Origin of the sequence: Mesorhizobium sp. B2-8-3 (genome assembly GCF_006440815.1) — a bacterium.
In the GTDB taxonomy this organism is placed as follows: domain Bacteria; phylum Pseudomonadota; class Alphaproteobacteria; order Rhizobiales; family Rhizobiaceae; genus Mesorhizobium.
In genome coordinates, this window is the sequence record NZ_VFTW01000001.1 from 36,144 (window position 1) to 55,080 (window position 18,937).

17 protein-coding genes and 1 pseudogene are annotated in these 18,937 nt (G+C 64.8%); 10 read left to right on the top strand and 8 right to left on the bottom strand.

Annotation, left to right across the window (positions count from 1 at the left end; all coding sequences use genetic code 11):
• Positions 1-11: 11 nt before the first annotated feature.
• A complete protein-coding gene (locus tag FJ418_RS00195; RefSeq protein WP_095817380.1) occupies positions 12-461 on the bottom strand; it encodes a GatB/YqeY domain-containing protein in 450 nt (149 codons plus the stop codon).
• Between the two features lie 260 nt (positions 462-721).
• On the opposite strand from FJ418_RS00195, the gene carA reads away from it, so the two are divergent.
• Complete coding sequence (gene carA / locus FJ418_RS00200) at positions 722-1,927, top strand: glutamine-hydrolyzing carbamoyl-phosphate synthase small subunit (RefSeq protein WP_140703776.1); 1,206 nt, start codon at positions 722-724, stop codon at positions 1,925-1,927.
• Position 1,928: 1 nt separating this feature from the next.
• On the opposite strand, the gene FJ418_RS00205 is transcribed toward carA, so the two are convergent.
• The 4 genes from FJ418_RS00205 to mntR all read right to left on the bottom strand — a co-directional run bounded on the left by FJ418_RS00205 (position 1,929) and on the right by mntR (position 5,198).
• Positions 1,929-3,197 (bottom strand): TCR/Tet family MFS transporter, encoded by a 1,269-nt coding sequence (locus tag FJ418_RS00205; RefSeq protein ID WP_140862924.1) that lies wholly within the window; start codon positions 3,195-3,197, stop codon positions 1,929-1,931.
• A gap of 152 nt (positions 3,198-3,349) precedes the next feature.
• Positions 3,350-4,279: a neutral zinc metallopeptidase gene (locus FJ418_RS00210; protein WP_140703780.1), complete on the bottom strand. Its 930-nt coding sequence runs from the start codon at positions 4,277-4,279 to the stop codon at positions 3,350-3,352.
• Positions 4,280-4,455: 176 nt separating this feature from the next.
• Complete coding sequence (locus FJ418_RS00215; RefSeq protein ID WP_140640705.1) at positions 4,456-4,644, bottom strand: hypothetical protein; 189 nt, start codon at positions 4,642-4,644, stop codon at positions 4,456-4,458.
• A 95-nt stretch (positions 4,645-4,739) separates the two neighbouring features.
• Entirely contained in the window at positions 4,740-5,198 is a 459-nt protein-coding gene (gene mntR, locus FJ418_RS00220) for a manganese-binding transcriptional regulator MntR (RefSeq protein WP_140640707.1), read from the bottom strand.
• Positions 5,199-5,419: 221 nt separating this feature from the next.
• Here mntR and FJ418_RS00225 point away from each other — a divergent pair, with 221 nt between their 5' ends.
• From FJ418_RS00225 to FJ418_RS00240, 4 genes are all read left to right on the top strand, one after another.
• A complete protein-coding gene (locus FJ418_RS00225) occupies positions 5,420-6,778 on the top strand; it encodes an Nramp family divalent metal transporter (protein ID WP_140859057.1) in 1,359 nt (452 codons plus the stop codon).
• A 36-nt stretch (positions 6,779-6,814) separates the two neighbouring features.
• Positions 6,815-7,657 (top strand): methyltransferase domain-containing protein, encoded by an 843-nt coding sequence (locus tag FJ418_RS00230; RefSeq protein ID WP_140862927.1) that lies wholly within the window; start codon positions 6,815-6,817, stop codon positions 7,655-7,657.
• A 154-nt stretch (positions 7,658-7,811) separates the two neighbouring features.
• A complete protein-coding gene (locus tag FJ418_RS00235; RefSeq protein ID WP_140862929.1) occupies positions 7,812-8,462 on the top strand; it encodes a dihydrofolate reductase family protein in 651 nt (216 codons plus the stop codon).
• A 91-nt stretch (positions 8,463-8,553) separates the two neighbouring features.
• The gene (locus FJ418_RS00240) at positions 8,554-9,204 is read left to right on the top strand and encodes a glutathione S-transferase family protein (protein ID WP_140862932.1); all 651 of its coding nucleotides are present in this window, start codon (positions 8,554-8,556) and stop codon (positions 9,202-9,204) included.
• A gap of 117 nt (positions 9,205-9,321) precedes the next feature.
• Here FJ418_RS00240 and FJ418_RS00245 read toward each other — a convergent pair.
• Positions 9,322-10,196: pseudogene (locus FJ418_RS00245) on the bottom strand (LysR substrate-binding domain-containing protein).
• Positions 10,197-10,287: 91 nt separating this feature from the next.
• On the opposite strand from FJ418_RS00245, the gene FJ418_RS00250 reads away from it, so the two are divergent.
• Positions 10,288-10,887 carry a LysE family translocator gene (locus FJ418_RS00250; protein WP_140862935.1) on the top strand — a complete coding sequence of 200 codons (600 nt, stop codon included), beginning with the start codon at positions 10,288-10,290 and terminating at the stop codon, positions 10,885-10,887.
• 170 nt (positions 10,888-11,057) lie between these two features.
• Here the strand turns inward: FJ418_RS00250 and FJ418_RS00255 are convergent, their stop codons facing one another.
• On the bottom strand, positions 11,058-11,852 hold the full coding sequence (locus FJ418_RS00255; RefSeq protein ID WP_140862937.1) for an SDR family oxidoreductase: 795 nt from the start codon (positions 11,850-11,852) through the stop codon (positions 11,058-11,060).
• A 187-nt stretch (positions 11,853-12,039) separates the two neighbouring features.
• Here FJ418_RS00255 and FJ418_RS00260 point away from each other — a divergent pair, with 187 nt between their 5' ends.
• Complete coding sequence (locus tag FJ418_RS00260; RefSeq protein WP_140862938.1) at positions 12,040-12,504, top strand: MarR family winged helix-turn-helix transcriptional regulator; 465 nt, start codon at positions 12,040-12,042, stop codon at positions 12,502-12,504.
• An 84-nt stretch (positions 12,505-12,588) separates the two neighbouring features.
• On the opposite strand, the gene FJ418_RS00265 is transcribed toward FJ418_RS00260, so the two are convergent.
• A complete protein-coding gene (locus tag FJ418_RS00265) occupies positions 12,589-13,767 on the bottom strand; it encodes an MFS transporter (RefSeq protein WP_140862940.1) in 1,179 nt (392 codons plus the stop codon).
• Between the two features lie 194 nt (positions 13,768-13,961).
• Here FJ418_RS00265 and FJ418_RS00270 point away from each other — a divergent pair, with 194 nt between their 5' ends.
• From FJ418_RS00270 to carB, 3 genes are all read left to right on the top strand, one after another.
• On the top strand, positions 13,962-14,318 hold the full coding sequence (locus FJ418_RS00270) for a helix-turn-helix transcriptional regulator (protein ID WP_140640725.1): 357 nt from the start codon (positions 13,962-13,964) through the stop codon (positions 14,316-14,318).
• A gap of 110 nt (positions 14,319-14,428) precedes the next feature.
• Positions 14,429-15,220: an SH3 domain-containing protein gene (locus tag FJ418_RS00275; RefSeq protein WP_140862942.1), complete on the top strand. Its 792-nt coding sequence runs from the start codon at positions 14,429-14,431 to the stop codon at positions 15,218-15,220.
• Positions 15,221-15,428: 208 nt separating this feature from the next.
• Positions 15,429-18,932: a carbamoyl-phosphate synthase large subunit gene (carB, locus tag FJ418_RS00280; protein WP_140862944.1), complete on the top strand. Its 3,504-nt coding sequence runs from the start codon at positions 15,429-15,431 to the stop codon at positions 18,930-18,932.
• Positions 18,933-18,937: the final 5 nt, after the last annotated feature.

The window sequence follows — 18,937 nt, forward strand, 5'->3', positions numbered from 1 at the left end:
AAGCCGCGCCCCTACTGCAGCAGCCCCTTGATGATGGCGCTCGCCTTGGCGAAGTCCATCTGGCCGGCATACTTCTGCTTCAGCGCGCCGATCACCTTGCCCATGTCCTTCTGGCTGGCCGCACCCGTCGCCGCGATCGCTTCGCGCGCCGCGGCCTGGATCGCCGCGTCGTCGAGTTGCGTCGGCAGGAACGCGCGGATGATTTCCATCTCACCGCGCTCCTGCGCCGCCAGTTCCGGCCGCTTGCCGTCCTCGAAGGCCTTGGCCGATTCCTCGCGCTGCTTCACCATCTTGGCGAGGATCTGCAGGATCTCTTCCTCGCTCGCCGGCGGCTTCCCGGCGCCGCGATTGGCGATGTCGCGATCGTGGATAGCGGCCTGGATCAGCCGCAGCGTCGGCAGGCGGTGCTTGTCCTGCGCCTTCATCGCGCTCTTCATGGATTCGGCGATTTTCTCGCGCATCGTGCTTCTCCTTCGAATGCGGCGGACAATAGCTTTGCCGAACGGCCAACGCAAATCGCGGCAAGATGCTGATATTGCTGGACGAAAGCAAATCGGCCGTGGTCCGGGGACGCCGCATTGACCGCTCCGGCCCGTTCGCCTATGTACTCGGTCCTGCATGAGACAATGAGTTGACGCGTGGGAGCCGGGAAATCCAGCTTCGCGCCTTGCCGCGCAAATGGTCCTGCCGACCGATTGTCGCGCCTGACAGGAGTGCCGCAATGGCCACCACCACCGCCCCCTGGGCAACCGAAAAGCCGACCGCCCTTCTGGTCCTCGCCGACGGCACGGTGATCGAAGGCCGCGGCCTTGGCGCCACGGGATCGGCCGTTGCGGAAGTGTGCTTCAACACCGCGCTGACCGGCTACGAGGAAATCCTCACCGATCCGTCTTACGCCGGCCAGATCGTCACCTTCACCTTCCCGCATATCGGCAATGTCGGCACCAATGACGAGGACATCGAGGATTTGCATCCAGCCGCCCGCGCGGGCGCTGTCGGCGCGATCTTCAAGGCCAACGTCACCGACCCGTCCAACTATCGCGCCGCCGGCCATCTCGACAAGTGGCTGAAGCGGCGCGGCATCGTCGCGCTGTCCGGCATCGACACCCGCGCGCTGACCGTGCTGATCCGCGAGAAAGGCATGCCCAATGCCGTCATCGCGCATGCGCCCGATGGCGTCTTCGACATCGAGGACCTGAAGCGGCAGGCCGCGGCCTGGTCGGGCCTGATCGGCCTCGATCTCGCCAAGGAGGTCACGTCGGGCCAATCTTCGGTCTGGCGCGAGACGCCCTGGGTCTGGAACGAAGGCTATGGCGAGCGGGGCGAGCCTTCCATGCACGTCGTGGCCGTCGACTACGGCGTCAAGCGCAACATCCTGCGCCTGCTTGCAGGTCTCGGCGCCAAGGTCACCGTCGTGCCGGCCAAGACCGGCGCCGAGGAGATCCTGGCCATGCGGCCGGACGGCATCTTCCTGTCGAACGGCCCCGGCGACCCGGAGGCGACCGGCGAATATGCCGTGCCGGTGATCCAGAACCTCTTGAAGACCGACATCCCGGTGTTCGGCATCTGCCTCGGCCATCAGATGCTGGCGCTGGCGCTCGGCGGCAGGACCGAGAAGATGCACCAGGGCCACCACGGCGCCAACCATCCGGTCAAGGACCACACCACCGGCAAGGTCGAGATCGTCTCAATGAACCACGGTTTCGCCGTCGACGCCGACTCGCTGCCCGAAGGCGTCGAGGAAACCCATGTCTCGCTCTTCGACGGCTCGAACTGCGGCATCGCGCTGACCGGCCGGCCTGTGTTCTCGGTTCAGCACCATCCCGAGGCCTCGCCCGGCCCGCAGGATTCGCATTACCTCTTCCGCCGCTTCGTCAACCTCATCCGCGAGCGGCGCGGCGAGGAAGCGCTGGCCGAACGCGCCTAGATCAAACCGCCGTCACCGCCGCCTCCTGCGTGTGCATGCGCTCGACTTCCTTCGGCGTCGGCTTGGCCACTTTCGTCACGAAGACGATGACCGCCAGCGTCAGGAAGATCGCGCCGAGCACATAGGGCGCGCCGCCGAACACGACCGGCGCCGTCGGGCTCGTGAACCAGGAAAAGATAGCCGTGTAGAGCAGCGGCGTGATGATCGAGGTGATCGAGAAGATCGAGGTCATCGCGCCCTGCAATTCGCCCTGCGCCGAGGGCGGCACCTTGGCGGCGGCGAGGCTTCTGAGCGGCGGATCGGCCAGCGCCTCCAGGCAGCCGGCCACGATCACCGCATAGATCATCCAGCCTTGCGTCGAAAACGCATAGCCGAAGGCGCTGAGCGCGGTGAAGGTCAGCCCGATAGCCGCCGTCCTCCACTCGCCGAGCTTGGGAATGATCCGCGGCAGCACCGTCGCCATGATGATTGCGCCGCACAGGCCGAAGGCGCCGAGCGAAAAGCCGATCTGCTGCTGGCTCCAGCCATAGCGATAAGTGGAGACGAACGACCAGACCGCCGGATACATCATGTGGCCGAGCGTCATCAGGAAGAACACCAGCCCGATCCAGCCGATGCCTGGATAATTGCGCATCTGCATGAGCGTGCCGACCGGATTGGCACGCTTCCACTCGAAACGGCGACGATGCTTTTCATCCAGCGTCTCCGGCAGCAGGAACATCGCGATCAGGAAATTCACGAAGGCGAGTGCTGCGGCGAAATAGAACGGCACGCGCGGCCCGAACGTACCGAGCAGCCCGCCCAGCACCGGGCCGATGACGAAGCCGACGCCGAAAGCGATGCCGAGCAGGCCGAAATTCTTCGCCCGGTTCTCGTCGTTCGAGATATCGGCGATGAAGGCCGATGTCGTCGAATAGCTGGCGCCGGAAATGCCCGCGAGCACGCGGCCGATGAACAGCATTGGATAGGACCAGGCGATGGCGCAGATCAGGTTGTCGATGGAAAAGGTCAGCACCGAGGCAAGCAGGATCGGCCGTCGTCCGAAGCGGTCGCTCAAGCCGCCGATAATCGGCGCGAAGACGAACTGCATCGCCGCATAGACGAAGAACAGCCAGCCGCCCTCGATCGCGGCCTCACTCACGCTGACGCCGCTCAGTTCCTCCAGATAGGCCGGCAGCACCGGCATGATGATGCCGAAACCGATGATGTCGAGCAGCAGCGTCGTGAAAACGAGCGCAAGGCCCCGCTTGGCGGTCTTCGGGTCGATCATGGTGACAAGCTCCTCAACCGCCTTGCGGCACAGGCGGGAGGGACCTTATAGGCGAGGTTAGCGGCGGGAACAATCCGCGAACGAAGGCAAACGTCTTATGCTGACATCCCTTGCCAGCCGGTCGTCACCCGAAAGAAGCGGCAAGCGCCGCCTCAGATCGGACCGCTCATCGTGTTGCAGTCGGACAGCTTGCCGCTCTTGTAGCCGCGCGCCAGCCATGTCTGCCGCTGCTGGGAGGTGCCATGGTTGAAGCTTTCCGGCACGACATAGCCCTGCATCTTCTTCTGCAGCGTGTCGTCGCCGATCTGCTTGGCGGCATTCAGCGCGCTTTCGATGTCACCCTGCTCCAATATACCTTTTTGCGCGGTGTAATGGGCCCATACGCCGGCGAAGCAGTCGGCCTGAAGCTCGATGCGCACCGAGAGCTGGTTGGCGTCGGCCTCGCTCATGCCTTGGCGCATCTGGTTGAACTTGCTCATGATGCCGGTGAGGTTCTGCACATGGTGACCAACCTCATGGGCCACCACATAGGCACGGGCGAACTCGCCGGAAGCGCCGAACTGCTGGTCGAGCTGCTGGAAGAAGGTCATGTCGAGATAGACCTTGCGATCGCCCGGGCAGTAGAACGGACCGGCCGCCGCCGAGGCGAAACCGCAGGCTGAACGGATCTGGCCGCTAAACAGCACCAGCTTGGGATCCTCATAGGTCAGGCCCTGCGCCTTGAAAATGCCGGTCCAGGTGTCTTCGGTTTCCGCCAGCACCGTCGCGACGAACTGCTTCATCTCGTCATTGGCGGGCGCGCCGCCATTGTCCTGCGAGCCGCTGTTGTCGGTGATCTGGCCGCCGCCACCCGGGAGCAATCCGCCGTCGCCGCCACCCAGGATCTGCGACGGATCAAAACCGAAATACCATCCCGCAAGCACGACCAGGATGACCAGGAGAATGCTGCCGCCGCCACCGGTACGGCCGCCGACGGGAAGTCGGAACTGACCGCCGCCGCCCATTCCGCCGCCAAGTCCGCCGCCGCTGTCGCTACGGTCATCCTCGATGTTGTCGCTCTGACGACGGCCTCTCCAAAGCATGGCAACTCCTCGCAACGCGAATGTCCTGGAGGGACTGGCCCACGACCACCCCCTGCAGACAATTATCGCAACGGCTGGCCTAAGTCACAGAATTTTTCGCTCCCGCCAAATGTCGGACGCACCGGAAACCTCAATCGGACAAGCAAAGCCCACCGACCATAAACCGGCTAAAAGCATCAGCTTTTCTGCTTGGCGCCGGCGCTCTTGCCGTCCGAACTTTTCGAACGTTCCTCGAAACGCGCCGCGCCCTTCTTCAGCGGATGGCCGGTCTCGGCCTCGGTCTTGCGCTCGTCCTTGGCGGCCGCCTGCCGCAATCCCCTGGCTGCCTGCTTCCCTTTAGCGGTCGGAGCCTGTTCGACGCCCATTGCTTCCTCCTTGAGCGCGGCAATCGCGCGATGTGGGAAGTAATGCGGCGGAGATGCGTCGGTTCCGCTTCAATACGCTCGGACGGACCGCAGACCTAATCCTGGCGGTTCGTCATCGCCCGGCGGAAAGCTTCCAGCGTTTCGGCGCTGACATGGTGCTCGATGCCCTCGGCGTCGATGCGCGCCGTCTCGGCGCTGACGCCGAGAGAGCGCAGGAAGGCCTCCACCGTCTGGTGGCGGATACGGCTTTCCTCGGCGACCTTGCGGCCGGCTTCGGTCAGGAACACGCCGCGATAGGGCTTCCGCGAAACCAGCCCATCGGCGCACAGCCTGGTCAGCATCTTTGCCACCGTCGGCTGCGCGACGCCGAGCCTTGCCGCGATATCCACCTGCCGCGCTTCGTTGCCGTCCTCGATCAGGTCGGCGATCAGTTCGACATAGTCCTCGACCAGCGCGCCGCGGCGCGCTTCGCGCGTCTGCCGGAAACCCTCCGAATGGATTTCGGCATCGGGAAGCGGCTCCTCGCGTCGAACTGGTTTGTTCCTAAGCGCCAATACGCGCTCCTCCTTGAATCGGGGTCGTATCCATAACACGAACCCCTGATGGTCCGGCCGTTTATTTGCATTCCCGCGCGGGCGCAACCAGCGTTTGCGGTCGCCCGCGTCCTGCTCTGGCGCATCACGAAAGCATGATCAATGAAATATAGCCTATTGCATAATGTTGAGCCATGGCGTAGATAAAAGGTACCTTCGACACATTCCAGCGGAAATCCCCCATGTCCGACGCCGATGCAGCAACCGTAGCCCGACCCACATGGCGATTCGACAAGCCCGACGACGAGCAGCCAAGCCTGCGCGAGGTGAACGCCTCGATCGCGGTGCCACAGACTGGAGTCTGGTTCCGCCGCCTGTTCGCGTTCATGGGACCGGGCTACATGGTCTCCGTCGGCTATATGGATCCGGGCAACTGGGCGACCGACCTCGCCGGCGGCGCCCAGTTCGGCTACACGCTGCTTTTCATCATCATGCTGTCGAACCTGATGGCGATTCTGTTGCAGGCGCTCGCCGCGCGCCTCGGCATCGCCACCGGGCGCGACCTCGCCCAGGCCTGCCGCGCCTACTATCCGCGTCCCGTCAATTTCGTGCTCTGGATCGCCTGCGAGCTGGCGATCATCGCCTGCGACCTCGCCGAGGTGATCGGCACGGCGATCGCGCTGCAGCTTCTGTTCGGCATTCCGCTGATCGGCGGCGCCATGCTGACCGCGCTCGACGCCTTCCTGGTGCTTCTCTTGATGAACAAGGGGTTCCGCTATCTCGAAGCCTTCGTCATCGCGCTCCTGATCATCATCTTCGGCTGCTTTGCCATCCAGATCTTCGTCGCCGCGCCGCCGGCCGGCACGATCCTGCATTCGATGTTCGTGCCGTCACCCGAGATCGTCACCAATCCGACGATGCTCTATATCGCCATCGGCATCATCGGCGCGACGGTCATGCCGCATAATCTCTATCTGCACTCCTCGATCGTGCAGACCCGCGCCTATGAGCGTACCGACGCAGGCAAGCGCGACGCCATCAAATGGGCGACGACGGATTCGACCATCGCGCTGATCCTGGCGCTGTTCGTCAACGCCTCGATCCTGATCGTCGCGGCGGTCGCCTTCCACGACACCGGTCATCAGGACGTCGCCGAGATCGGCCAGGCCTTCGAGCTGCTGTCGCCGCTGCTGGGCCTGAGCATCGCCTCGATCCTGTTTGCCATCGCGCTGTTGGCTTCTGGCCTCAATTCGACCGTCACCGCGACGCTTGCCGGCCAGATCGTGATGGAAGGTTTTCTGCGGCTGCGCATCCCGCAATGGGCACGGCGCCTCCTGACGCGCGGCATCGCCATCGTCCCGGTGGTGTTCGTCACCGCGCTCTACGGCGAAAAGGGCACAGCTCAATTGCTGGTCTTCAGTCAGGTGGTGCTGTCGATGCAACTGCCCTTCGCGGTCATCCCGCTCGTGCAGTTCGTGTCGGACAAGAAGAAGATGGGCAATTTCGCCGTACCGCGCGGCGTCGCGGCGCTGGCTTGGGTAGTGGCCGCCGTCATCCTCGTTCTCAACTTCAAGCTGCTCTACGACACCTTCGCCGGCTGACCGCGACATTCGCGCCGGCCGCGCTATCTTCGCGCCATGGCCAAACCGGACGAAGCCCGCAGATTCTACGCCAGGCTGATGGCCGCGCAGGCCCGGTCGTCCGATCCGCGCATCGAGGAGGTATTCGCCTCGGTGCCGCGCGAGGCTTTCCTGGGTCCGGGACCATGGACTGTTTTTGCCGGCGAGGGCCGGTTCGAGACGCCAAGCGCCGATCCAACCTATATCTACCAGAACGTGCTTGTCGTGCTCGATGCCGACAAAGGCATCAACAATGGCGAGCCGCTTCTGCATGCCATGTGGCTCGGCAAGGTCGGGCCGAAGCCAGGCGAGCACGTCACCCATATCGGCGCCGGCACCGGCTATTACATGGCACTGCTGGCGAGGCTGGTCGAGCCGGGCGGCGGCGTCACCGCCTTCGAGCTGGACGCTGGTCTCGCCGCGCGCGCCAAAGCGAACCTTGCGGCTTACGGCAACGTCGAAATTGTCCAGGCCGATGCCGTCGCCAATCCATTGCCGCCGTCCGACGTCATCTACGTCAATGCCGGCGTCGTCGCTCCGCCCGCCGCGTGGCTGAAAGCGTTGAAGCCCGGCGGCCGCATGATCTTTCCGTGGCGCCCGTCCGAAACCGTCGGCCTCGCGGTCCTCATAACACGCCTGGAAAACGGCTTTGCCTGCCGGCCCTTCATGGGCTCCTGGTTCATCCCTTGCGTCGGCGCCTCCATTGCCGAGCCGGCAGCGAAAATACCGACCCGCGAGCGCGCCGCGCGCACCCGGTCGATCTGGCTGAGGGAGGACAGGGCGCCGGACCGGACCGCAACCGCCGTGTTCGGCGACGTCTGGTTCTCATCTCGCACGGTCCGCGCCGAGAGCACGCGATAGAAATTTTAAAACCCTTGTCGAAAACGCGCCTTGCCGTTCGTCCTAGGAGCAATTCCAGGAAAAGTGCGAAGCGGTTTTCCGTCAGGAATTGCGTCAAACCACTCTAGGCAGAAATCCGGCCCTGACGGCGCGGATTGCGAAACGGAGAAGACAGATGCGCAAGATCATCGCCGCCACATTCGTAAGCCTCGACGGCGTCATGCAGACGCCGGGCGGACCGGAAGAGGATCCGGTCGGCGGTTTCAAGTTCGGCGGCTGGACCTTCCATTACTTCGACGAAGTGGCGGGCGCGGCAATGGAGGAACTGTTCTCCAAACCCTTCGCCTTGCTGCTCGGCCGCAGAACCTATGACATCTTCGCCGCGCACTGGCCGTATCAGAACGATCCGATCGCGGATGTCTTCAATCCCGCGGTCAAATATGTGGCCACGCACCGGCCGGATTCGCTGACCTGGCAGAACACCCAGTCGCTCGGGCCCGATATCGTTGCCAGGCTTAAGGAACTCAAGCAGGAAGACGGACCGGACCTGCTCATCCAGGGATCGGGCAATCTGACCCAGACCTTGCTCGCCAACGGGCTGATCGACGAGATCTGGCTGATGACCTTCCCGCTGGTCCTGGGCAAGGGCAAGCGGCTGTTCGGCGACAGCGCGATACCGGCGGCGTTCAAGCTCGTCAAATCGCAAGCTTCCGCCACCGGCGTCATCATAGCGATCTATGAGCGCGCCGGCGAAATCCGCACGGGCTCGTTTGCTCAGCAGGAGCCTTCCAAAGCCGAGCTCGAACGGCGCAGGAACTGGAAGTAGCACAAGGCTGTCGCGCGGCGGCCGGGCCCGCCGCGTATTCGCTTTATGAAGCCTCTCTTCGCCACGACGACTGAACGGTCAGGAGCCGCCGATGATCCCCACCATTACCGCCTTTGAACGCTCGCCCGATGGCGGCAGGGGGCTGGCGCGCGACATGCACGTGCGCTGGGCACTCGAGGAAGTCGGCCAGCCTTATGACGTTCGTCTTGTTTCGTTCGACGCGATGAAGCGACCCGAGCATCTTGCGATCAACCCCTTCGGCAGCATCCCGACCTATGAAAAAGGAGATCTCGCTCTGTTCGAGTCAGGCGCGATCGTCCTTCACATCGCGGTTCGTCACCCCGGCCTGCTGCCCGAGGATGCAAACGCACGGGCGCGCGCGATCGCCTGGATGTTCGCAGCCTTCAGCACCGTGGAGCAACCGATCCTCGATCGCACGACAGCCGTGATCCTGGAGCGCGAAGCGGCGTGGCACGACCAGCGCCTGCCTTTGGTCGATGACCGGATCCGCAAGCGGCTGGCCGAGCTCTCCCGCCATCTCGGCGATAGCGACTGGCTCGACGGCGCGTTCAGCGCCGGCGACCTCGTCATGGTGGGCGTGTTGCGCCGGCTGCAGAGATCGGGTTTGCTGAACGAATTCCCGAACGTTGCGGCCTATGTCGCCCGCGGCGAGGCTCGGCCCGCCTTCAAGCGCGCTTTCGATGCGCAATTGGCGGTCGCCATGGCCGCGTCGAACGGCTGACCGGGTGCCTAGAGCAATTCCAGGAAAAGTGTGAGCGGTTTTCCGTCCGGAATTGCGTAGAAACAAAGAGATAGAGCGGTTCGCCGTTTCCGTGAAACGGTGAAACGCGCTAGCCGTTCACGCTGCCTGGCGATAGCGTGAAAGGCCCTCGCGGATATGGCTGGCAAAAGCCTGCGCGGCCGGTTGGATGGCATGTTTGGGCATATGCAGGTTGACGGAGAAATTCGGCAGCGCCGGAAGCCCGGCATCGGACAGGATGTCGAGATCGGGCGGAACCGTCGAGGCAAGCCATGTGGTCACAGCGAGGTCCGACCGCACAGTGGCGGTCGTCGCATCGATGTTGCCGTTCTCGAACACGGTGCGCCAGTCGAGCCCGTGCTCGCTGAGCGCCGCCAGCACCGCCGGCCGGAAGGCGCAGGTGTCGGCGACGATGGAAACCGGCAGCGGCCGCTTCAGGCGTGCGGCCCCGCCTCTGGCGCCGACCCATACCAGCCGGTCGACGAGCAGGCATTCGCCCGCGCTGGGACCGACGCGCTCCTCGATGACGGCAAGGTCGATCGTGCCCGCCGCCAGGGCCGCCGCGAGTTCCGGCGAGGACGCGCAGACCAGCGAAATCTCGACCTGCGGATAGGCTTCGGCATAGGCTTTCAGCACGGGCGCGAGCAGCGTGCCGACGAGATCGTAAGGCACGCCGATCCGCACCTGCCCGGCAACCGCCCCGCCCCTGATTTCGGCAAGGATCTCGTCGTTGAGCTGCAGCAGGCGCCTGGCCCTGTCGAGCAGCCGCTCGCCGGATCGCGTCAGCTTCAGGCCGCGGCGGTCGCGCTCGAACAGGCTCTGACCGAGCACCTCTTCCAGCCGCTTCACCTGCTGGCTGACGGCGCCTTGCGTCAGGTGAAGCGCATTGGCGGCCGCCGTCATGCTGGCCTTGTCGGCCGTGTGACGAAGGTGCGGATAAGAGTCATGTCGAGATCGCGGATCACGGCTGGCATTATAATCTCTAATGCAAACCATATCAAACATTGCATTTACTGATGGGACGAAGCGCCTAAGCATGCCGGCTTCCTCGACTGGGAAGCCCGCATGTCCGACACCATCATCCCGCTGGTCCTGTTCGCGCTGATCTCGACCTCGACGCCAGGCATCGCCACGACATTGTCGACGGCGTCCGGCGCGCAATTCGGCTTCCGCCGTTCCGTGCCTTTGATGGCCGGCAGCGCCGCCGGTTTGGCTACCGTGGCGGCTGCGGGCGCGGCCGGGCTGGCCGGTCTGCTCGCCGCGGTGCCGTCCTTGCAGCTTGCCATGAAGATCGCCGGCTCACTCTATCTGATCTGGCTGGCCATCAAGATCGGCCGCAGCGGTCCCCCCAACCTCGACATCAGCATGGCAAAGCCAAACAGCTTCTTCGGTGGCGCCGGCATCCAGTGGATGAACCCGAAAGGTTGGGCGATGGGACTGGGCGCTGCAGCATCCTTCGCGGCGCTGGCCGATGGTCCCTTGCAACTGGCGCTCCTGCTCGGCGCCGTGTTCGGCTTGGCAGCGGCCTTTTCGCTGTCGCTGTGGTGCGTGGCGGGAACCCTGCTTGCCCGCCTGCTCAAGACCGAGCGCCAGTGGCGCGCGCTCAACATCGTGCTCGGCCTGCTGCTGGCCGCCTCGATCCTGCAGATGTGGCGGCCGGTATGAACGCTCATTCCTCGCCCCACGAAGTGGGGGAGAGGTGGCTCGGCGAAGCCGAGACGGAGAGGGGGACTGGCGCCCAAGGTTGCCAATTATCCGGTGACGGGATCGCCCTACGAAAGCCCCTCTCCGGCCACTCCGCGGCCACCTCTCCCCACTTCGTGGGGCGAGGAACTTCAGACGGCGTAGCGTGCCGCCGGCTTGCCTGAGAACAGGCTGCCGAAGAACTGGTCCCGGGCACCGAGATAGGTGGCCAGCCCGGCCGCATCGGCAAGGCCGGGCGCGGTGACGGTCTCGCCCTGGGCGAACCCGACAAGTGCCGCATCGACCAGATCTTCGGCACTCATGATCCAGTCCGGATTGATCCCGTCGAGGCTGATGCCGGAGACGTCCCACAACTCGGTGCGGATCGGTCCGGGCACGACGGACTGCACCTTCACATTGGTGCCGGCGACTTCCTTCTGCAGTGCTTCGGTGAAGTTGGCGACATAGGCCTTGGTGCCACTGTAGATGCCGCCGACGGCAATGCCATAGGCGACGACCGAGGCGATGTTGATGATGGCACCGCGGTTGCGCGCAAGCAGGCCCGGCAAGACCGCCCTGGTCAGCCTGGTCAGCGCCACGACATTGACCTTGATCATGCGCTCCGCCGTGTCGGCGTCGGCGTCGGCAATCGTCTCCAGGCCGGCCACGCCGGCATTGTTGATCAGCAGCGTCACGCTATTGTCCGTCGCGACCGTCTGTTCGACGCGGCGCAGATCGGCATCGACGGAGAGATCGGCGACGATCGTCTTGACCTTGCGGCCATAGGCATAGGCCAGCTTGTCCGCCACTTCCTGCAGCCGGTCGGCGCGCCGCGCCACCAGCACCAGGTCATAGCCCTGCCCCGCCAGCCGGTCGGCATAGACCGCGCCGATGCCCGACGATCCGCCGGTGATGACCGCCGTGCCCTTGTTGTCCTTCGTGCTCATTGTCCTGTTCCTTTGTTCGCTTCGCTTGGTCGGCGTCGATGGTCACATCATCCGCTGAGCCTCTGATTTCAATTAGTGGCATATGCCACTTTCGCCGAAGTGGGTATATGCCACTATCTTGTCAACGGCGGCCGCGAAAACTATTTCTACGGCAGGCCGGCGCGTCGCCTCGCCGGCAGGAGTGAACATGACCGACGCTCAACAACCCGGATTCAGCCGCTGCAACAACGCCACGCTGCGGCGCGCCGCGCGCAGCCTCGGCCGCTTCTACGACGACGCGCTGGCGCCTTCGGGCCTGAAGGGCACGCAGTTCGGACTGCTCTTTCAGATCCATGTCAGCAACGAGCCAGCGATGAGCATCGTGGCCGACGCCCTGATCATGGACCTGTCGGCGCTCGGCCACACGCTGAAGCCGCTGATCCGCGACGGCTATGTCGAGACCTTTCCCGACACGAACGACCGCCGCGTCAAACGTTTGCGGCTGACGCGGCAAGGCCAGGCCAAGCTCGACGAGGCGCTCAAGCTCTGGAGCGTCGCGCAGCGGCAATTCGAGGACAAGGTCGGCGCGGAGCGGGCGACGAAGCTGCGCGCGGCGCTGGACGCGGTGGCCGATCTCGATCTTCAAATGCCGGCGGCCGTTCCTTCGCCCTGAAGAAGCGGCCGTCGGTCAATTCTTTAGCTGTGAAGACGTGCCGAGATCCAGGTCGGGCCGGGCTCACCTGAATATCGGCACCTCTTATTCGGCTGGCATTGCGACCGGCCGGGCGAACATCCGGCCGGCGAGCACGATGCCCAGGCCAACAATCGGGAACACCGCCGCGATCAGGCCGAGGTCGGTCGGGACGCCGAAGCGCAGCACGGCGGCGCCGACCACCGCGCCCAGCGCGACGCCGAAGTAAAGCGCCGAGGCGTTGAGTGACAAAACAATGGGCGCGGCGTCAGGAGCGATCTTGATGATTCGGCTCGCCTGCGCCGGCGGAAAAGCCCAGCCGACGATGCCCCACGGCACCATCATACCCATCAGCGCCGGTCCGGCGAGATGATGCGGCAGGAAGGCCGGGATCAGCGAGAAGGTGGCGAGCATCGCGGCGGAGAGCGCCAGCGACCAGGCGACGGTGCGGGTGGCGCCGAAGCGGTCGGCCGCCTGCCCGCCGGCGATGTTGCCGATGACGGCGCCGACGCCGAAGGCGAGCAGCATGCCCGGCAGCGCGATCGGCGAGAGCCCGCCGCCTTGGATCGCCAAGGGCGCGATGAAGCTGAAGACGGTAAAGGCGCCGACAAGCGCAAGCGCCGTCGTCAGAAGGATCGGCATCACGCCGGGGCGCACAGCCGCCGCCAGCCTGCGCTTCAGCGGCAGCCTGGTGCCGACGATGCCGCGCGGCAGCCGCCACCACAGGATCGCGCCGGACAGCGCGCCGAGCCCGGCAATGGCGAAGAACGTGCCGCGCCAGCCGGCGATCGCCGCGACGAGCGCGCCGAGCGGCGCGCCGACCGCCACGGCCACCGTGGTGCCGCCGACGACGACGGCGATGGCGCGCGCCCGGTGATGGTCGTCGACCAGCGCCACGGCGGTCCCTTGCGCGGTCGCCGCGAACAGGCCGGACGACAGCGCCATGACGATGCGCGCGATCAAAAGCAGTTCGAAGGACGAACTGAGCGCGGCAACGATGTTGCCGATGACGAAGAACACCAGCGTCCATAGGATGACGCGGCGCCGGTCCCATTCGCCGGTCAGCGTCGCCAGCACCGGCGCGCCGATCGCATAGGCGAGCGCGAAGGCTGTGATCAGCGAGCCGGCGAGTGGCACGGATATGCCGGCGTCAGTGGCGATATCGGGAAGAAGGCTCGATATGACGAAGCCTTCGGTCGAGATCGCAAACGATCCGAGCGCAAGCCAGAAGATCCGCTTGTCCATGGGGAGCTGTCCTTAGTTCAAAAGTTATTGAACAATTGGACATAACAGGGCATGATGTCAACCGAGCCGGGGCAAAATAGCTGAACCCTGCTGACAGCCCTGTGTCAGGACCGGGGCCAAAATGGAGAGGCTATGTCCATCGGCAGAAAGGAAGCCGCGTTGAAGTTCGTGCCGTTTATGCTTAATTCTGAGCCATGACCCTGCCCCATCCAACCGCCGACCAGATCAGCCTGCCGATCGTACTTGCCGTGCTCGGCGACCCGACCCGGCTTGCCATCGTGCGCTATCTGGCGAGCAAGGAAGGCGTGCCGCTGAACTGCAGCAAGTTCCTCGACCTCGCCTCCAAGACCAATCTCAGCTACCACCTCGCCAAGCTGCGCGAGGCGGGCGTCACCCGCAGCGAAGCGGTCGGCACCAGCCGGCTGATCACATTGCGCCGTGACGATCTCGACAGGCGTTTCCCCGGCCTGCTCGACAGCGTGATTGCCGCGGCTGAGGGCGATCCTGCTTTGCCGGCAGTCGGCACCGCTGAAGTCGAGGTTTCGGCCTGAGCGACACATTTGCGCGTGGCCCGGGCCTCACAATCGCCGCTAAATTCAGGATGACATTCGGCAGCCTCGCCGCCTATATCTGGTCGCGCCTTGGAACTTGCAGTTAAAAGATGAAGCGCAAAGTCACGCTCCGATCGACACTGCTGATCGCCGCTCCTTTGCTGCTGGCCGCGTTGTTGCCGGCCATGGCTCAGGATCCGCCGGGACCGATCGTTTCGATTATCGGCGGCCTCGCACCGGACGATCTCCTCAATATCCGTGCCACCGCCTCGCCGAGTGGAAAGGTGGCCGCGCGGCTGCCCAACGGCACGGCCGTCAAGAATTTCGGCTGCAACGTCGTCGACGGCTATCCCTGGTGCAAGGTTGAGGATACGCAGGATGCGCATATCGTCGGATGGGCGCCCGCCCGCTATCTCAGCCCCAACAACCCGGCGCCGGTGCCTGAAGATGCCGCCGCGCCAGCAGTCGCGGCCGTTGCGTCTCAACCTTCCGGGGAGCAGCAGCCTGATATAGCGGCGCGCCTGGGTGGCGGGGAGCCGGCCGAGCCGCCGACTGCAGCCGAGATCGGCAGGACCGCCATGCAGGACGCGTATGGTCTCGCCTTCGCAGCCTCGGCCAGCGCCGGGTCCGATGCCCCAGACACCGGCATCCCCTGCGCTCGCGATGTCGGCCAGCCAATGATCCGTTGCGAGACCAGCGTCGCGCACACAGGCGCCGACAGCACCGTGACGGTGACCTGGCCGGATGGCGGCAGCCGCGTCATCACCTTCCATGGCGGCAAGCCGAGCGGCTCGGACTCGCCGGACGAATTCCGTTTCACGCGCGAAGGCAGCCTCAACATGATCCGCATCGGCGTTTCCGAACGCTTCGAGATCACGGACCAGATGGCGTTGGGGAATTAGGGGTTAGGCAGTAGGGAATAGGCAGTAGGGCAATCAAGAGCATCTGCCTACTGCCTACTCCCCTATTCCCTCATTTTCAGGGTTACATCCGCCAAAACTCTTCCCTATAAGGCCCTCCTAGCCTGATACCAGAATCGCAAGCACAACCGGCCGGGTCCTCCCCCGCCCGGTTTTTCGTGCAAGCCGCTCGCCGAACGGATTTTCGAATATGCCAAGACGCACCGACATCAAGTCGATCCTGATCATCGGGGCCGGCCCCATCGTTATCGGCCAGGCCTGCGAATTCGACTATTCCGGCACCCAGGCCTGCAAGGCGCTGAAGGAAGAGGGTTTCCGCGTCATCCTGGTCAACTCCAATCCGGCCACCATCATGACCGATCCGGAGCTGGCCGACGCCACCTATATCGAGCCGATCACGCCCGAAGTGGTGGCCAAGATCATCGCCAAGGAGCGGCCCGACGCGCTGCTGCCGACCATGGGCGGCCAGACGGCGCTCAACACCGCGTTGTCGCTGCGCCGCATGGGCGTGCTCGAGCGCTATCAAGTAGAGATGATCGGCGCCGACGCGCACGCCATCGACAAGGCCGAGGACCGCGCGCTGTTCCGCGAGGCGATGAGCAAGATCGGCCTCGAAACGCCGAAGTCGATGCTGGCCAACGCCACCGACGTCAAGAACGCCGACCGCAAGACGCATGAGGCCGAGCGTGCCGCGCTGAAGGCCGAGAACCCGGAAAACCTGGACGCCGCGCTCGATGCGCTGGAAACCCGCTGGAACCTCGGCGAAGGCGACCGCAAGCAGCGCTATATCAGCCACGGCATGGCGATCGCCGCCCAGGCGCTCGACCATGTCGGCCTGCCGGCGATCATCCGCCCCTCCTTCACCATGGGCGGCACCGGCGGCGGCATCGCCTACAACCGCGCCGAATTCTACGACATCGTCCAGTCCGGCCTCGACGCCTCGCCAACCACCGAGGTGCTGATCGAGGAAAGCGTGCTCGGCTGGAAGGAGTATGAGATGGAGGTCGTCCGCGACAAGGCGGACAATTGCATCATCATCTGCTCGATCGAGAACCTGGACCCGATGGGCGTGCACACCGGCGATTCCATCACCGTCGCGCCGGCGCTGACGCTGACCGACAAGGAATACCAGATGATGCGCAACGCCTCGATCGCGGTGCTGCGCGAGATCGGCGTCGAGACCGGCGGCTCCAACGTGCAGTTCGCCGTCAATCCGGCCGATGGCCGGCTGGTCGTCATCGAGATGAACCCGCGCGTCTCGCGCTCATCGGCGCTTGCCTCCAAGGCCACCGGCTTCCCGATCGCCAAGGTCGCGGCCAAGCTTGCCGTCGGCTACACGCTGGACGAGCTGGAGAACGACATCACCGGCGGCGCGACGCCCGCTTCCTTCGAGCCGACCATCGACTACGTGGTGACGAAGATCCCGCGCTTCGCCTTCGAGAAATTCCCCGGCGCCGAGCCGGTGCTGACCACCGCCATGAAGTCGGTCGGCGAGGTGATGGCCATCGGCCGCACCTTCCAGGAATCGCTGCAGAAGGCGTTGCGCGGGCTCGAAACCGGCCTGACCGGCCTGGACGAGATCGAAATCCCCCGCCTCGGTCACGGGAGCACCGCCGCAAGCCACGCCGACGACCGCAACGCGATCCGCGCCGCCCTCGGCACGCCGACGCCGGACCGGCTGCGCATGGTGGCGCAGGCGATCCGCATGGGCACCTCGCTCGAGGACGTGCACGCCATGTGCAAGATCGACCCGTGGTTCCTCGAGCAGATCGCCGGCATCATCGCCATGGAGGAACGCATCCGCGAGCACGGCCTGCCGCGGGATGCCGTCAATCTGCGCATGCTGAAGGCGATGGGTTTTTCCGACGCCCGCCTCGCGTCGCTGACGAAGACCGACGCCGAAGTGATTCAGAAGGCTCGCGAAAAGCTCGACGTTCATCCGGTCTACAAGCGCATCGACACCTGCGCCGCCGAGTTCGCCTCGCCGACCGCCTATATGTACTCGACCTATGAAGTGCCCTTCGTCGGCGAGCCCGCCAACGAGGCGCGCGTGTCGTCGCGCAAGAAGGTCGTGATCCTCGGCGGCGGCCCGAACCGCATCGGCCAGGGCATCGAGTTCGACTATTGCTGCTGCCACGCCGCCTTCGCGCTGCGCGACGCCGGCTATGAAGCGATCATGATCAACTGCAATCCGGAGACGGTCTCGACCGACTACGACACCTCCGACCGGCTCTATTTCGATCCGCTGACGGCGGAGGACGTGCTGGAGATCCTGCGCGCCGAGCAGGCCTCGGGCGAGTTGGTCGGCGTCATCGTCCAGTTCGGCGGCCAGACGCCGCTGAAGCTGGCCGACGCGCTGGAGAAGGCCGGCATCCCGATCCTCGGCACCTCGCCCGACATGATCGACTTGGCCGAAGATCGCGACCGCTTCCAGAAGCTCCTGCACAAGCTCAATCTCAGCCAGCCGAAGAACGGCATCGCCTATTCGGTCGAGCAGGCCCGCCTTGTCGCCGGCGAGCTCGGCTTCCCGCTGGTCGTGCGCCCCTCCTATGTGCTCGGCGGCCGCGCCATGCAGATCATCCATGACGAGGGCATGCTGCAGACCTATCTGCTCGACACCGTGCCCGGCCTGGTGCCGGAGGACATCAAGCAGAAATACCCCAACGACAAGACCGGCCAGATCAACACGCTGCTCGGCAAGAACCCGCTGCTGTTCGACACCTATCTCTCAGGCGCCATCGAGGTCGATGTCGACTGCCTGTGCGACGGCAAGGCGACCTTCGTCTCCGGCATCCTGGAGCATATCGAGGAGGCCGGTATCCACTCGGGCGACTCCGCCTGCTCGCTGCCGGTGCACTCGCTGCCCTCCGACCTCGTCGACGAGTTGGAGCGCCAGACGGCGGCCCTGGCCCGCGCGCTCAACGTCGGCGGCCTGATGAACGTGCAATACGCTATTCAAGACGGCACGGTCTATGTGCTGGAGGTGAACCCCCGCGCCTCGCGCACCGTGCCCTTCGTGGCCAAGACCATCGGGCGTCCGATCGCCAAGATCGCCGCCCGCATCATGGCCGGCGAGACGCTGGAAAACGCCTTCGCCCATTACGGCGCCATGCCCGATCCTCGCAACCCGGGCCACATCGCGGTCAAGGAAGCCGTCTTCCCCTTCGCCCGCTTCCCCGGCGTCGACATATTGCTCGGCCCGGAAATGCGCTCGACCGGCGAGGTCATGGGCCTCGACCGCGACTTTGCGCTGGCCTTCGCCAAGAGCCAGCTCGGAGCGGGTGTCGATCTCCCCCGCGCCGGCACGCTGTTCGTCTCGGTGCGAGACGAGGACAAGAAGGGCATCCTGCCGGCGGTAAAACGCCTCGCCGGCCAAGGCTTCAAGGTTTTAGCCACCTCCGGCACCGCCCGCTTCCTCGCCGAGAACGGCGTGGTCGCCGAAAAGATCAACAAGGTCCTGGAAGGCCGCCCCCACATCGAAGACGCCATCCGCAACCGCCAGGTCCAGATCGTCTTCAACACGACGGACGGCCAGAAGGCGGTGTCGGACTCGAAGTCGCTGCGCCGCGCAACGCTGATGCAGAAGGTGCCGTATTACACGACGCTGTCAGGTGCTGCGGCCGTGGCGGAGGCGATCGCGGCGCTGCGGGCGGGGAATTTGGAGGTTCGGCCGCTGCAGGAGTATTTTGCTTAGGGATT

Excerpts from the sequence above, each read along its gene's own strand:
- FJ418_RS00260 (WP_140862938.1), top strand. The coding sequence starts at position 12,040 with ATGACCGACGCTCAACAACCCGGATTCAGCCGCTGCAACAACGCCACG.
- carA (WP_140703776.1), top strand. The coding sequence starts at position 722 with ATGGCCACCACCACCGCCCCCTGGGCAACCGAAAAGCCGACCGCCCTT.
- FJ418_RS00265 (WP_140862940.1), bottom strand. The coding sequence starts at position 13,767 with ATGGACAAGCGGATCTTCTGGCTTGCGCTCGGATCGTTTGCGATCTCG.
- FJ418_RS00240 (WP_140862932.1), top strand. The coding sequence starts at position 8,554 with ATGATCCCCACCATTACCGCCTTTGAACGCTCGCCCGATGGCGGCAGG.
- FJ418_RS00215 (WP_140640705.1), bottom strand. The coding sequence starts at position 4,644 with ATGGGCGTCGAACAGGCTCCGACCGCTAAAGGGAAGCAGGCAGCCAGG.
- FJ418_RS00255 (WP_140862937.1), bottom strand. The coding sequence starts at position 11,852 with ATGAGCACGAAGGACAACAAGGGCACGGCGGTCATCACCGGCGGATCG.
- FJ418_RS00250 (WP_140862935.1), top strand. The coding sequence starts at position 10,288 with ATGTCCGACACCATCATCCCGCTGGTCCTGTTCGCGCTGATCTCGACC.
- FJ418_RS00235 (WP_140862929.1), top strand. The coding sequence starts at position 7,812 with ATGCGCAAGATCATCGCCGCCACATTCGTAAGCCTCGACGGCGTCATG.
- FJ418_RS00230 (WP_140862927.1), top strand. The coding sequence starts at position 6,815 with ATGGCCAAACCGGACGAAGCCCGCAGATTCTACGCCAGGCTGATGGCC.
- FJ418_RS00205 (WP_140862924.1), bottom strand. The coding sequence starts at position 3,197 with ATGATCGACCCGAAGACCGCCAAGCGGGGCCTTGCGCTCGTTTTCACG.
- FJ418_RS00195 (WP_095817380.1), bottom strand. The coding sequence starts at position 461 with ATGCGCGAGAAAATCGCCGAATCCATGAAGAGCGCGATGAAGGCGCAG.
- FJ418_RS00225 (WP_140859057.1), top strand. The coding sequence starts at position 5,420 with ATGTCCGACGCCGATGCAGCAACCGTAGCCCGACCCACATGGCGATTC.
- carB (WP_140862944.1), top strand. The coding sequence starts at position 15,429 with ATGCCAAGACGCACCGACATCAAGTCGATCCTGATCATCGGGGCCGGC.
- FJ418_RS00210 (WP_140703780.1), bottom strand. The coding sequence starts at position 4,279 with ATGCTTTGGAGAGGCCGTCGTCAGAGCGACAACATCGAGGATGACCGT.
- FJ418_RS00275 (WP_140862942.1), top strand. The coding sequence starts at position 14,429 with ATGAAGCGCAAAGTCACGCTCCGATCGACACTGCTGATCGCCGCTCCT.
- FJ418_RS00270 (WP_140640725.1), top strand. The coding sequence starts at position 13,962 with ATGACCCTGCCCCATCCAACCGCCGACCAGATCAGCCTGCCGATCGTA.